Raw genomic sequence first — 12,521 nt, 5'->3', positions numbered from 1 at the left:
GAAGCCGCCCGACCAGACCGTCGGGCTCGCGCGGTCCCGAGACCGAGTCGCTTTTGCCACCGCCCTCCGAAGCTCAAGCCGTGCTATCGGTCGAGCTTCACGCCCACTCGTCGCTGTCGTACGACGGCCGTGACGACGTCGACCTCCTGCTCGAGCAGGCGTCCGCTGTCGGTCTCGACGCGCTGGCGATCACCGATCACGACGAGATCGACGCGAGCCTCGCGGCCGTCGACCGGGCCCCCGAGTACGGACTGGTGGGCATCCCCGGCATGGAGGTGAGCTCCGCCGCGGGCCACGTCCTCGGGCTCGGCGTGACCGAGGCGATCCCGGCGGGGCTGTCGTTCGGCGAGACGCTCGCCCGGATCCGCGAGCAGGGCGGGGTCGCGGTCGTCCCCCACCCGTTCCAGAAGTCCCGGAGCGGCGTGATGGCCAACATCTCCCGGTCCGAGCTGGCGGGCGCCGACGCCATCGAGGTGTACAACTCCCGACTGCTCACCGGCCGGGGCAACCGGAAGGCCGAGAAGTTCGCCGACCGCCGCGGGCTCCCCAAGACCGCGGGTAGCGACGCCCACATCAGCGAGATGGTCGGACAGGCGGTCACCCGCATCGATACCGGAGCGGACGCTCCGAACGGTCCCGGGTCCGACGGCCCCGCCTCCGTCGACGCGATCCTCGACGCGATCCGGGCGGGCCGGACGACCGTCGAGGGCAAGCGAACCCCGTGGCGGATCAGCTTCCGGCAGGCCGCCGGCGGGGCCAAGCGCCGGGTGAAGAGCCGGGTCGCCGACCTCCTCGAATGATCCGCGGGGCGCCGGCGGCGGCGGTCGAGCGAGCTCTCGACCGGGCGGAGCCGCTGGTCGGCGCCCGCGACCGGACCGGGTCGGCGATCCGGGGGTACGCGGGCGAACTCCCCGACGGGCGACTCGTCCGGGACGTGCTGGGTCGACGGCCGATCTTCGTCGGGAGCGACGGCGAGTGGGGGTTCGGCCCGGACGGGCTCGCCGACCCGGACCCCGTGCCGGCCGGCGCAGTGCGCTCGGCCGACGGGAGCCTCGAGCGCGCCTTTTCGCTCCCCGATCCCGATCCGGTCGCCGACCGACGGGCGGCCGCGAGCGCCGTCGGGGACGCGCTCGACGCGAGCCTCGGCGCCGTCGAGGACGACGGGCTGGCGGTCGCGTTCTCGGGCGGCGTCGACTCGGCGGTCGTCGCGAGCGCGGTCGACGCACCGCTGTACGTCGTCGGGTTCCCCGACAGCCACGACGTGGCCGCGGCCCGGACCGCGGCGGGGCTGATGGGCCGTGCGCCCGACCTCCGGGTCGTCGAGCTCTCACCGGCCGACGTCGAACGGGCGGTTCCGGCGGTCGCGCGGGCGATCGGCCGGACGAACGCGATGGACGTCCAGATCGCGCTCCCGCTGTTTCTGGCGGCCGAGCGGGCCGCCCGGGACGGCTTCGACCGGCTCGCGGTCGGACAGGGCGCCGACGAACTGTTCGGCGGCTACGCCAAGGTCGCCCGCGCGCCCGAGGACCCCCGCGTCGAGGCCGACACCGTCCGCGGGGCCGCCCGGGAGGTGACCCGGACGCTCTCCGAGCAGTTAGAACGGGACGTGCTCGCGCTCCGGGCCGCGGGGGTCGAGCCGGTCGCGCCGCTGCTCGACGACCGGGTGGTCCGGGCGGCGCTGGCGCTCCCCGGGGACCTGCTGGTCGACTCGCGGGGCGAACGCAAGAAGGCGCTCCGGCTCGCGGCCCGCGAGTTCGTCCCCGACGCGGTGGCGTTCCGCGAGAAGAAGGCCGTCCAGTACGGGAGCCTCGTGGCCCGCGAACTCGACCGGCTCGCCCGGCAGGCGGGGTTCAAGCGCCGGATCGACGACCACGTCTCGACGTACGTCGAGTCCCGCGTCGGCGAGTAGCGACGCTCAGTCGACCAGCCCCGACAGCTTCGGGCCGACGTCCTCGTCGGCCGCAAACGACAGGCGCTGGCGCTCGTTGCCGATGACGATGGTGACGGTCGCGGCCCGATCGGTGTCGTCGATCGCGGCCCCGACCGCGAGGAGCGCGATCGAGAGGACGACGAGGCCCGCGCCGTTGGTGAAGTCCTGTAGCGCGACCACTACCCCGACCACCAGACAGAGCCCGCCGCTCGCGAGAAACGCCGTCGAGACGTCGAACCCGGCGGCGGCGGGGCTCGTCTTGACCGCCCGCATCCGGTCGTACCCGATCGAGGCGACCGACTCGTCGGTCTCGAAGAGGATTCGACGGTCGGTCGCCGCGAACGTCGTCGGCGTCGAGACGTCGTGGATCGACTCGTTCGCCCACCGGACGCCGGTCGCGGTCCACGAGAACCGGACCGACTCCTCGGACTGGAGCTCGTCGTCGAAGCGCTCGCTCGGCTTCTCGGCCGCGTCGTCGCGTCGCCCGCCGCCGACCTCCCCGACGCTCATGTAAGCGAGCTTTTCAGAAAGCGGGGTAATTAAGCTTGCTAATTGATAAGATCAGAGATATAGTTGAAAGAGCCGAACGACGGGGCGTCGCTCAGGCCTCGGCCTCGACGCGTTCGATGGCTTGCGTCCCGATCTGGACGACCTCGCTGGTGAGCGCGTCGTCGTCCCGGAGGTCCGCGGCGGTGAACCACTCCCACTCGTCGGCGCCGGCCTCGCCGTCGGCGGGCGCGATCTCGCGGTCGGCGGCCACACCGAAGTAGACGAAATCGACGTGCTGGTGGCCGACCTCGCCGTCGGGGTGGACGTTGATGTCGAACAGCATGACGTGCTCGGCGGGCGGAAGCTCCCGTCCGGCCTCCACGTCGAGGGCGGTCTCGGGTTCGAGCAGGTCGACGTCGAGGCCGACCTCCTCGCGGACTTCGCGGCGGGCGGTCTCGCGGGGGCGCTCGTCGCGCTCGACGTGGCCGCCGGGCGCCAGCCACATGTCGAGCCGATCGTGGTGGTGTAAGGCGAGCGCGCCGTCGTGGACGACGTAGGCCGTAGCGGTGAAGTGGCGAGTGGTCTCCATGCCGGCCTCCAGACGGTCGGCCGTCTTGCGCGTTACGAAATCCGCGGAGAATCAGGGCGCGAGCGCGTCGTCTTTCGCTTCGAGCAGTTCGTGGTAGCGGTTGCGGATCGTGACTTCGCTGATGTCCGAGACCTCGCTGACCTCGCTCTGGGTCACCTTCTCGTTGCTGAGCAGGGCGGCGGCGTAGACGGCGGCCGCGGCGAGCCCGACCGGCGACTTGCCGCTGTGGATGCCCTTCTCGGTCGCGGTGTCGAGCAGGCCGCGCGCGCTGCGCTCGACCTCCTCGCTCACGCCCAGATCCGAGACGAACCGCGGGACGTAGCTTTTGGGGTCGGCGGGCTGAATTTCGAGCCCGAGCTCCCGGACCACGTACCGATAGGTCCGGGCGATCTCGTCTTTCTCGACCCGCGAGACGTTGCTGATCTCGTCGAGGCTCCGGGGGGTCCCGGCCTTCCGGGCGGCGGCGTAGAGCGCGCTTGTGGCGACGCCCTCGATCGAGCGGCCGGGCAGGAGGTCCTCGTCGAGCGCGCGCCGGTAGATGACCGAAGCGGTCTCCCGGACGTTGTTCGGGAGCCCGAGCGCCGAAGCCATGCGGTCGATCTCGCCGAGCGCCTGCTTGAGGTTGCGCTCTTTGGAGTCGCGGGTCCGGAACCGCTCGTTCCACTTGCGGAGCCGTTGCATCTTCTCGCGCTGGCGCGAACCGAGCGAGTTGCCGTAGGCGTCTTTGTCCTGCCAGCCGATGTTGGTCGACAGCCCCTTGTCGTGCATCGTGTTGGTGGTCGGGGCGCCGACCCGACTCTTCTCGTCTTTCTCGGCCGCGTCGAACGCCCGCCACTCGGGACCGGGGTCGATCTGGTCCTCGTCGACGACGAGGCCGCAGTCCGCACAGACGGTTTCGCCGCGCTCGCCGTCGGTGACGAGGTCGCCGCCGCACTCGGGGCACTGGTGTTGCTCGCGCTGTTCTTCGGCCTCGTCGGCCGTTCGTTCGTCGGTCGGGTTTCGGATTCGTGTGTCAGTCATGATCGGGTTGGGACGGGATAGCCAACGGTAGACGGGGCGGTCGACCGCAGTACAGAAGACACCGTTAATAGCGACCGAAGCTACTTAAATAGTTCGGCTCGGTGGGGGTGGAGATTCGGCCCGGGATAGCGACTTCGAGGGTCGATACGGCCGCGGAAGGCATCTACGCTGTTTTGCCCGAGAGCTCCAATTCCCGTATCTTTAATACAGTTTCCGAGAGGTCCCGTATCGAAACCCTTACCGCCGGTCCGCGGGACCCTTTGGGTATGAGCGAAACGTCTCCCGGACCCGAGGAGGTCCGCCACGTCGCCGACCTCGCGCGCGTCGGGCTCGACGACGAGGAGGTCGAGCGGTTCACCGACCAGTTCGCGGACATCCTCGACTACTTCGAGACGCTAGAGGAGGTCCCCGAGGTCGAGCGCGAGGCCGACCTCGCCAACGTGATGCGCGCCGACGAGATGCGCGAGTCGCTGAGTCAGGACGAGGCGCTCTCGAACGCACCCGAGACCGAGGACGGCTACTTCAAGGGGCCGAACGTCTCCTGATCATGACCGACGACCACAACATCTTCGTCACCGAAGAGACCGTCGAGGGCGCCGACGACGGCCCGCTCGCGGACGCGACGGTGGCGGTCAAGGACAACATCAGCACCGAGGGGGTCCGCACGACCTGCGGGTCGGCGATGCTCGACGACTACGTCCCGCCCTACGACGCGACCGTCGTCGAGTCGCTGAAGGCGGCCGGCGCGACGATCGTCGGCAAGGCCAACATGGACGAGTTCGGGATGGGCTCGACCACGGAGACCTCGGCGTTCGGGCCGGTCGAGAACCCCGCCGCACCGGGCCGCGTGCCCGGCGGTTCGTCGGGCGGGAGCGCGGCCGCGGTCGCCGCGGGCGAGGCCGACCTCGCGCTCGGAAGCGACACCGGCGGGTCGGTCCGCAATCCCGCGGCGTTCTGTGGCGTGGTCGGTATCAAGCCCACCTACGGACTCGTCTCGCGGTACGGCCTCGTGGCGTACGCCAACAGCCTCGAACAGATCGGGCCGCTCGGGCCGACCGTCGAGGCGACCGCCGAACTCTTAGACGTCATCAGCGGGCCGGACGACCGAGACGCCACCTCCCGCGAGGAGGGCGCCGACACCGACTACGCGAGCGCCGCCGACGGCGACGTCGCGGGGACCACGATCGGCGTCCCGACCGAACTCGTCGAGGGCGCCGACGCGGGCGTCCGCGAGCGCTTCGAGGAGACCCTCGAAGACCTCCGCGATGGGGGCGCGACCGTCGAGGAGGTCTCGTTGCCCTCGGTCGAACACGCGGTCGAGGCCTACTACGTCATCGCGATGTCGGAGGCGTCCTCGAACCTCGCGCGGTTCGACGGCGTCCGGTACGGCAACTCGGGCGGTTTCGAGGGCAACTGGAACGAGGCGTTCAGCGACTCTCGGGAGGCGTTCGGCGAGGAAGTCAAGCGCCGCATCCTCCTCGGGACCTACGCGCTCTCGGCGGGCTACCACGACAAGTACTACAAGCAGGCTCAAGACGCCCGCGCGTGGGTCAAGCAGGACTTCGACGAGGCGTTCGAGTCGGTCGACGTGCTCGCGAGCCCGACGATGCCCACCCCGCCGTTCGAGCAGGGCGAGAGCCTCGAGGACCCGCTCCAGATGTACCTCGCCGACGCCAACACCGTGCCGGTGAATCTGGCGGACCTGCCCGCGATCTCGGTCCCCGCCGGCGAGACCGACGCCGGCCCGGTCGGGGTGCAGTTCGTCGGCCCCGCGTTCGGCGAGGAGGCGATCATCCGGGTCGGCAGTGCGGTCGAGAACTGAGCCGAGCAGGTTTTTACCGCCTTCGATCCCCGAGAGCGTCGATTTTCCGACTGGTGAGCGCCGCCGCCGCGCGTTCCGGGACGCGGCCGTGCCGTGTCCCGGTTTGCTTTCACCGTTCAGTTATAATACATTTGTCAACATTCATGGTGTGGTGGTGAGAACCCTCAGAAGTAATGTCAACTAACACGTCGGAGAGCGCGCTCGTGAGCACGTATCGCAAGCGGTTCGGCGAACCGCTGACGAACGACGAAGTGTACGGCTACTGGCTGTTCGTGGTCAGCGTCCTGGCCGCGGTCGCGGGCATGGTGCTCGCGTTGAGTACCGAGAGCATCGGCACCACCCGGGAGATGGCGTTCTCGCTGACGGGACTCGGCCTCGCCGGCGCGCTGACCGGGCTCGTGGTCGGCCAGTCGTTCCACCGGGTGGCGAAGCTACTGGTGTATCTCGGCGCCGCGGTGTGTGTCGCCGCCGTCGGGTGGTTCACGGCCGTCTACCCGTTCGAGTGGCAGCTCGGTCGAGCCGCGACCACGAACGTGATCGCGCTGTACACGCTCGGACTCGGCGTCATCACCTTCTCGGGAGTCCTCGCGCCCGTGACCGTGGGCCAGAGCCGCGCCCGGAGCGCCGCAGAGGCGGCGCTGGCCGCCGCTCGCGAGACGTCAGCGGACCGCGAGCGAGAGGCGTCGGCGCTCCGATCGGAGCTCGAGGAGAAGGCCGACCGAATCGAGCGACTGGAGGCCGAACTCGACGAACTCAGCGACTCCCGGGACGCCGCGGCCGCGGCGGCCGACGCGGCCAGCGAGGAGACCGCCGCCGAGCGCGAGCGCGCCGACGACGCCCAAGCCCGCCTCGAGCGCCTCCACGAGAGCACCGCCACGTTCCAGCTCTACCGCGACAAGGCCAGCGAGTGGCGCTGGCGGCTCGTCCACCGGAACGGCAACATCATCGCGACCAGCGGCGAGTCGTACGCGAGCGACCGCAACGCCCGCCGGGGGATGCAGAGCGTGACCCGCAACGCGCTGGGCGCGGACGTGCTCTGGGACCGCGGCGACGAGGAGCCCGAGCCGACCGTCGATCCGGTCGCAACGGACCCGAAGACGACGTTCGAGCTCTACCGCGACGACGCCGAGGAGTACCGCTGGCGGCTCCGCCACGACAACGGTCGGATCGTCGCGGCGGCCGCCCGCGGCTTCTCCTCGAAGTCGGCGGCCACCGACGGGATCGAGGCGGTCCGGACCCACGTCGGGCCGGCCGACTACCTCGCGTTCGACCCCGCGGCGTTCGAGGTGTACGAGGACGCGGCCGGCGAGTACCGCTGGCGGCTCGTCCACCGGAACGGCCGGATACTCGCCGACTCGGGCGAGGGGTACGTCTCCCGGTCGAACGCTCGTCGGGCGGTCGAGACCGTCGCGGAGACGGCCGGCGAGGCGGCGGTCGACGCCGACGACGGCGCCCGGTTCGAGGTGTACGAGGACGCCGGCGGCGAGCACCGCTGGCGGCTCCTGAGCGCAAACAACGAGCTCATCGCCGACGGCGGGCAGGGGTATGCAGACCGGTCGGCCGCGACTGACGCGGTCGAACGAGTCTGCGAGTACGCGCCGGACGCGGACGCACTCACGGTCGGCGAGGCCGCCGTCGAGATCTACGAGGACGCCGGCGGCGAGTACCGCTGGCGGCTCCGCCACCGCAACGGCACCATCCTCGCCACCGGCGGCGAGGGGTACAGCGATCGCTCCGGGGCGGTCGAGGGGGTCAACGGCGTGAAGCAAAACGCGCCGAACACGGCGATCGAAGAAGTAGAGTCCCAGTAGGCGTCCGGCTCACTCGCTGTACGCGAGGTTCATGATCCACTGGGAGAAGGCGTCGCTCTCGGCGTCGATCTCTTCTTCGCCGATGAACGGCGAGAGCATGTCGCCGGCCATCAACAGCGAGAAGTCGAGATCGCGGGCCGCGGGCGTGATCAGGTAGGTGTTGTGACCCTCGTAGACGGTCTCCTCGCGCTGGACGAGGCCCTTCTCGTAGAGCGACTCCACGATACGGCTCCCCTTCCGGGAGTCGACGTCGAGTTCCTTCCAGAAGTCGCTCTGGTGGATACCGCCGGACTGCCGGACGAGTTCGAGACCGGCACGCTCCGCCTCGGTGAGGTCGTCCTCAGATGCTGCCATACGGGGAACACGGTCCCCGAGCGGTTTAAAACTGACCGTCGCCGATTTCGACGTCCTCGTAGTCGGTCTCGCACGGCGGCCCGTCGGCGAACCGATACCGCCCCGCCCCGGTCGCGTCGATCGAGATCAGCGAGGACGATCTGGTGGCGTACCCCTCGCCGTGGACGCACGCGCCGAGGTCGTGGTCTTCGAGCGCGGCCGCCGCGGTCTCGAACCACGCCGACACCTCCTCGCCGCGATCGGCGTCGCCGGTCGGATCGCCCCTCGGGACGGGCCGGACGGCCTCGCGGACCCGATCGGCCGTCTCTGTGGCCCCCTCGTAGCCGTCGTTGACGACGACGTGGACGCCGGGGTCGAAGTGAGTCGCACGGAGGACGCCGTCCCACTCGAGCAGAGTCGCGTCCCCGGCGTCGGCGACCACGAGGTTGAAGCCGTCGTACGGGCGGGCCGCCAGTTCGTCGCGGACGGTCGAGACCGCCTCGTGGTGGGACTCGGCGGCGAGCGCGTCCCGCACGAGGAGTCCCCGAGACCGGTCGGGCTCGAAGCCAGCGCCCGTCTCGGGGTCGCGCCGGCGGTTCGTGATCGCGACGAACACGCCGGCGTCGTTGTAGCCGATCCACGTCCCGCCGGCCTCCTCGTCGGTCGGCGCGACGACTCGCGGATCGTCGTCGATGGTCGCGGGCGGTCGCGACGGGCGGTCGACCCGCTCGTCGCGGTTCGCCGCGGCGGCTATCGGGGCGTCGTCGAACACCTGCCACGCGAGGACGAGGGTACACACGGTCGCCACTACGGCCGTGGCGGGCTAAAACCTCGCGGCCTCGGAAGCTCCTTCTGCTACTCCCGGAGGAACTCGCGGACCGCCTCGCGCTCGACGGTGCCCGAGGCGGTTCGCGGGAGCTCGTCGGCGACCCCGACGGTTCGGGGCCGCTTGTAGCCCGCGAGTCGGCCCTCGCAGTGGCGCTCGACGTCGCCGACCGAGAGCGTGGCCCCGGCCTCGGGGACCACGAGCGCGCCGACCCGCTCGCCCCACTCCTCGTCGTCGAGTCCGACGACGGCGGCGTCCCGAACGTCGGGGTGGTCGCGCAGTACGTCGGCGACCTCGCCGGGGTGGACGTTCTCGCCGCCGGTGACGATGCGGTCCTCGCGCCGGTTCAGCACCCAGATTCGGCCACCGTCGTCGCGGTAGCCCACGTCGCCGGTGTGGAGACCGCGGGGGCCGAACGCCGCCTCGGTCGCCCCGGGATCGCCGTAGTAGCCGGGCGTGACCGTCGGGCCGGCCACGACGAGTTCGCCGGTCTCGCCCACCGAAACCGGCTCGCCGGCGTCGTCGACGACCGTCACGTCGGTCCACAGCAGGGGCCGGCCCACGGTCCCCCGGTGGGCGAACGCCTCGCGGGGCCGGGCGGTCGCGATCTGGGAGGTCGTCTCGGTCATGCCGTAGGTCGGGTGGACCGGCACGCGCCGCTCCTCGCAGCGTTCGAGCAGTTCCTCGCGGGCGGGCGCGCCCCCGAGCAGGACGAACCGCAGCGAGTCGGCGAGGTCGTCGGTGGCGTCGAGCATCCGGCGGAGCATCGTCGGGACCAGCGAGACGCCGGTGACATCGTACGCCGCGATCGCGTCGGCGGCCCTCGCGGCGTCGAACCCCGCCTGAAGCACGACGGTCGAGCCGTACAGCGCCGACCGGAGGACGACCGACAGCCCGCCCATGTGATACATCGACAGGCAGAGCAACCACCGGTCGTCGGGGGTCGCGCCGAGCCGGAACGCCGACGACACCGCACTCGACAGGACGTTCCCGGCGGTGAGCGCGACCGCCTTCGGATCGCCGGTCGTGCCGGAGGTGAAAAGAAGCGCCTGCCGGTCGCCGCGGGACCGCTCGGCGGGCGCGACCGCCGCGGGCTCGGTCTCGCGGAGCGAGGCGACCGGCTCGCGGTCCGGCGGGTCGACCGACGCGACCGGGACGGCCCCGACCGGCTCGCCGTCGGCCCGCGAATCGTCGGCCCGTCGGGGCTCGGAGGCGGCTACCGCCGCGGACTCGGTCTCGGCCTCGCAGACGAGTAGCGTGAGGTCGGCGACCGCGGCCTGCCGGGCGAGTTCGGGGTCGGCGAGTCGGGCGTTGAGCGGGACCAACACCGCGCCGAGCCGGGCCGCGGCGTGGACGAGCCGGACGAACGCCACCCGCGTCTCCATCAGGACGCCGAGGTGGTCGCCTTCCCGGACACCGAGGGCCGCGAGCCGGCCCGCGGTCGCCGCGACCGCCTCGTCGAGGTCGGCGTAGGTCCACTCGGTGGCGTCGGCCGCCTCGATCAGCGCGGTGGCGTCGGGCGAGATCCGCGCCCGGCGGGCCAGCCAGTCGACGGTCCCGTCGGGCCAACGCTCAGACACGGTCGCCCCCGTGGGCCCCCGCGGCGTTGCCCCACGCGTCGACGGGGCCGTTGCCCGACCCCTGCGGGACCACCGCCCGGCCGTCGGCGACCGGCGCGATGTCGGGGCCGAGGTCCGATTCGAGCAGTTTCGCGGTCGCGAGCCCGCACGCCGGCGGGTCGGGAATCGCGGCCGCGACGTGGACCGCGGCGGTCCGCGCGACCGCGGCGTCGACGGTGGTGGTCACGACCGGCTCGACGCCCGCCTCCCGGGCCCGCTCGGCGACCGCGACCGCACGCCGGGGGCCGCCGAGCGCCATCGGTTTGAGCACGAGCGCCGCCGGATCCGCGTCGAGGGCGTCCGCGACGTCGACCGCCGCGAGCGTCTCGTCTAACGCGATCGGCCCCGACAGCGCCGCGAGTCCGGGCACGTCGGTCGCGGGCAGGGGCTGTTCGACGTACTCGAGTCGGTCGGCCGTGGCGTCGAGGAACTGCTGGGCCTGCGACCGGGACCACGCCCCGTTGGCGTCGGCCCGGAGGGCGGCGTCGACCGCGTCGGCGGCGGCCTCGACGCGCTCGATGTCGGCCGCGAGCGGGCGCGCGCCCACCTTGAGCTTGACGCAGTCGAAGCCGGCGTCGACGGCGCGTTCGACCGCCGCGACGGTCTGATCGGCGGGGGCGTCCCCGACCGTCGCGTTCGCCGGGACGCTCTCGACCCGATCGGACGCGCCGAGGTGGCGGTAGAGGGGCTCGTCCGCCCGAGAGGCCGCCAGATCAGCGAGCGCGAGATCGAGCGCGTGGCGCGCCGCGGGGGTCGGTTCGAGCGCGTCGAGAGAGTCGTCGGGGGCCGCGCCCCGATCGACGGCGTCGACGACGGTGCCGAGCGCGCGCTCGCACTCGTCGTAGTGTTCGGTCCAGCCCGCGAGCGGGGTCGCCTCCCCGACGCCGACCGCGCCGTCGTCGGCGTCGAGCCGGAACACCAGCCCCTCGCGGCGCTCGATCGACCCCCGGGCGGTGTCGAGGGGCTCCGCGAGCGGGACCGCGAACGGCCGGACGCCCGCCTTCATGCTATCAGACCCAGCGCGAAGAGGACCGAGTGGGCCGCCAGCAGTTTGCCGGTCTGTTCGAGCGCGGGGTTGAGCGCCTCGCCGGAGGCGTCGGTGAGGACGGTCCGGGCGATCAGGCCGGCGTACGGCAGGGTCGCCAGCGGAGCGAGCACGGCCGGCGAGTAGTCGGCGGCGAGCCAGAACCAGAACGGGACGGCGTACGCGACCGCGAGCAAGCCGACGAACTCCGCCCTGCTGGCCCGGTAGCCGAGGATGACCGCGAGGGTCTTCTTGCCGGCCTCGCGGTCGGTTTCGAGGTCCCGGACGTTGTTGACCACCAGGATGTCGGTGGAGATGGCGGCGACCGGGAGGCTGGCGACGACCGACGCGAGCGTGACCGTCCCCGACGGAATCGCGGTCGGGAACAGCGGGGCGACCACCGCGGCCGCCTGCACGTAGAAGGTGCCGGTCACCGCGATGACGCCGAAGAAGACGAAGACGAACAGGTCCCCGAGACCGTGCGAGCCGAGCGGGAACGGGCCCCCGGCGTACGCGACGCCCGAGACCACGCTGGCGAGTCCGATCACGAGGATCGGGACCCCGCCGACCGCGACCAGGTAGGTCCCGACGAGGATCGCGAGCCCGAAGGTGGCGTACATCGCGCGCTTGACCTGTGCCGGCGGGATGAGTCCCGACTGGGTGACGCGGGTGAACCCCTCGCGGTCGTCGGTGTCGACGCCCTTGACGGCGTCGTAGTAGTCGTTGGCGAAGTTGGTCCCGATCTGGATGAGCGCCGCGCCGAGGAACGCGGCGAGCGCCGGGAGCGGCGCGAACAGCCCCTCGTGGACCGCGAGCCCGGTCCCGACGACGACGGGGGCCGCGGCCGCCGGGAGCGTGTGGGGCCGGGCCGCGATCAGCCACGCCTCGCGGCGGCTGTGGTCGGTGGTCGTTTCGCTCATTGTGTGACCCTTACGGGAACCGAACAATAGCCCCTGCGGTTTCGGGAAACGCGGCCGGAACCCCTCGGCCTCGGGGCGGCGCCGCGGCTGTCGAATCGCGGCGGCCCGTAGAAGGCGTCTTCGCTCGTATCTACTCCT

General features: G+C 71.7%; 13 protein-coding genes. 5 read left to right on the top strand and 8 right to left on the bottom strand.

What is annotated here, in order from left to right:
- Positions 1-80: 80 nt before the first annotated feature.
- Positions 81-800 (top strand): CehA/McbA family metallohydrolase, encoded by a 720-nt coding sequence (locus tag EPL04_RS08645; protein ID WP_134670925.1) that lies wholly within the window; start codon positions 81-83, stop codon positions 798-800.
- Positions 797-1,909, top strand: coding sequence for an asparagine synthase C-terminal domain-containing protein (locus tag EPL04_RS08640; RefSeq protein WP_134670924.1), 1,113 nt, complete (start codon positions 797-799; stop codon positions 1,907-1,909). Before EPL04_RS08645 ends, EPL04_RS08640 begins: the two co-directional genes overlap by 4 nt.
- Before the next feature lie 6 nt (positions 1,910-1,915).
- On the opposite strand, the gene EPL04_RS08635 is transcribed toward EPL04_RS08640, so the two are convergent.
- The 3 genes from EPL04_RS08635 to EPL04_RS08625 all read right to left on the bottom strand — a co-directional run bounded on the left by EPL04_RS08635 (position 1,916) and on the right by EPL04_RS08625 (position 4,028).
- Positions 1,916-2,440, bottom strand: a complete 525-nt coding sequence (locus EPL04_RS08635; RefSeq protein WP_134670923.1) for a hypothetical protein — start codon at positions 2,438-2,440, stop codon at positions 1,916-1,918.
- A gap of 91 nt (positions 2,441-2,531) precedes the next feature.
- Positions 2,532-3,008, bottom strand: coding sequence for an NUDIX hydrolase (locus EPL04_RS08630; protein WP_134670922.1), 477 nt, complete (start codon positions 3,006-3,008; stop codon positions 2,532-2,534).
- A gap of 51 nt (positions 3,009-3,059) precedes the next feature.
- Positions 3,060-4,028 carry a transcription initiation factor IIB gene (locus EPL04_RS08625; RefSeq protein ID WP_134670921.1) on the bottom strand — a complete coding sequence of 323 codons (969 nt, stop codon included), beginning with the start codon at positions 4,026-4,028 and terminating at the stop codon, positions 3,060-3,062.
- 266 nt (positions 4,029-4,294) lie between these two features.
- On the opposite strand from EPL04_RS08625, the gene gatC reads away from it, so the two are divergent.
- The 3 genes from gatC (at position 4,295) to EPL04_RS08610 (ending at position 7,661) form a co-directional block, all read left to right on the top strand.
- Positions 4,295-4,573 carry an Asp-tRNA(Asn)/Glu-tRNA(Gln) amidotransferase subunit GatC gene (gene gatC / locus EPL04_RS08620; protein ID WP_134670920.1) on the top strand — a complete coding sequence of 93 codons (279 nt, stop codon included), beginning with the start codon at positions 4,295-4,297 and terminating at the stop codon, positions 4,571-4,573.
- 2 nt (positions 4,574-4,575) lie between these two features.
- A complete protein-coding gene (gene gatA, locus EPL04_RS08615) occupies positions 4,576-5,850 on the top strand; it encodes an Asp-tRNA(Asn)/Glu-tRNA(Gln) amidotransferase subunit GatA (protein ID WP_134670919.1) in 1,275 nt (424 codons plus the stop codon).
- A gap of 173 nt (positions 5,851-6,023) precedes the next feature.
- The gene (locus tag EPL04_RS08610; RefSeq protein WP_134670918.1) at positions 6,024-7,661 is read left to right on the top strand and encodes a YegP family protein; all 1,638 of its coding nucleotides are present in this window, start codon (positions 6,024-6,026) and stop codon (positions 7,659-7,661) included.
- A 9-nt stretch (positions 7,662-7,670) separates the two neighbouring features.
- Here EPL04_RS08610 and EPL04_RS08605 read toward each other — a convergent pair whose 3' ends face one another.
- Genes EPL04_RS08605 through EPL04_RS08585 form a run of 5 tightly spaced genes read right to left on the bottom strand, consistent with a single transcriptional unit; the run spans position 7,671 to position 12,383 of the window.
- Positions 7,671-8,015, bottom strand: coding sequence for a helix-turn-helix transcriptional regulator (locus EPL04_RS08605; protein WP_134670917.1), 345 nt, complete (start codon positions 8,013-8,015; stop codon positions 7,671-7,673).
- 25 nt (positions 8,016-8,040) lie between these two features.
- Complete coding sequence (locus tag EPL04_RS08600) at positions 8,041-8,793, bottom strand: NRDE family protein (RefSeq protein WP_134670916.1); 753 nt, start codon at positions 8,791-8,793, stop codon at positions 8,041-8,043.
- A gap of 56 nt (positions 8,794-8,849) precedes the next feature.
- The gene (gene menE, locus EPL04_RS08595) at positions 8,850-10,400 is read right to left on the bottom strand and encodes an o-succinylbenzoate--CoA ligase (protein WP_134670915.1); all 1,551 of its coding nucleotides are present in this window, start codon (positions 10,398-10,400) and stop codon (positions 8,850-8,852) included.
- Entirely contained in the window at positions 10,393-11,445 is a 1,053-nt protein-coding gene (locus EPL04_RS08590) for a mandelate racemase/muconate lactonizing enzyme family protein (RefSeq protein WP_134670914.1), read from the bottom strand. The genes menE and EPL04_RS08590 overlap by 8 nt, the downstream gene beginning before the upstream one ends.
- Positions 11,442-12,383 (bottom strand): 1,4-dihydroxy-2-naphthoate polyprenyltransferase, encoded by a 942-nt coding sequence (locus EPL04_RS08585; RefSeq protein ID WP_134670913.1) that lies wholly within the window; start codon positions 12,381-12,383, stop codon positions 11,442-11,444. Before EPL04_RS08585 ends, EPL04_RS08590 begins: the two co-directional genes overlap by 4 nt.
- Positions 12,384-12,521 lie beyond the last annotated feature (138 nt).

Source organism: Halorussus marinus, from assembly GCF_004521895.1.
GTDB lineage: Archaea > Halobacteriota > Halobacteria > Halobacteriales > Haladaptataceae > Halorussus > Halorussus marinus.
The sequence above is the reverse complement of the archived record's forward strand: the minus strand, read 5'-3'. Positions and strand labels throughout refer to the sequence as shown.

Excerpts from the sequence above, each read along its gene's own strand:
- EPL04_RS08640 (WP_134670924.1), top strand. The coding sequence starts at position 797 with ATGATCCGCGGGGCGCCGGCGGCGGCGGTCGAGCGAGCTCTCGACCGG.
- EPL04_RS08635 (WP_134670923.1), bottom strand. The coding sequence starts at position 2,440 with ATGAGCGTCGGGGAGGTCGGCGGCGGGCGACGCGACGACGCGGCCGAG.
- EPL04_RS08630 (WP_134670922.1), bottom strand. The coding sequence starts at position 3,008 with ATGGAGACCACTCGCCACTTCACCGCTACGGCCTACGTCGTCCACGAC.
- EPL04_RS08625 (WP_134670921.1), bottom strand. The coding sequence starts at position 4,028 with ATGACTGACACACGAATCCGAAACCCGACCGACGAACGAACGGCCGAC.
- gatC (WP_134670920.1), top strand. The coding sequence starts at position 4,295 with ATGAGCGAAACGTCTCCCGGACCCGAGGAGGTCCGCCACGTCGCCGAC.
- gatA (WP_134670919.1), top strand. The coding sequence starts at position 4,576 with ATGACCGACGACCACAACATCTTCGTCACCGAAGAGACCGTCGAGGGC.
- EPL04_RS08610 (WP_134670918.1), top strand. The coding sequence starts at position 6,024 with ATGTCAACTAACACGTCGGAGAGCGCGCTCGTGAGCACGTATCGCAAG.
- EPL04_RS08605 (WP_134670917.1), bottom strand. The coding sequence starts at position 8,015 with ATGGCAGCATCTGAGGACGACCTCACCGAGGCGGAGCGTGCCGGTCTC.
- EPL04_RS08590 (WP_134670914.1), bottom strand. The coding sequence starts at position 11,445 with ATGAAGGCGGGCGTCCGGCCGTTCGCGGTCCCGCTCGCGGAGCCCCTC.
- EPL04_RS08585 (WP_134670913.1), bottom strand. The coding sequence starts at position 12,383 with ATGAGCGAAACGACCACCGACCACAGCCGCCGCGAGGCGTGGCTGATC.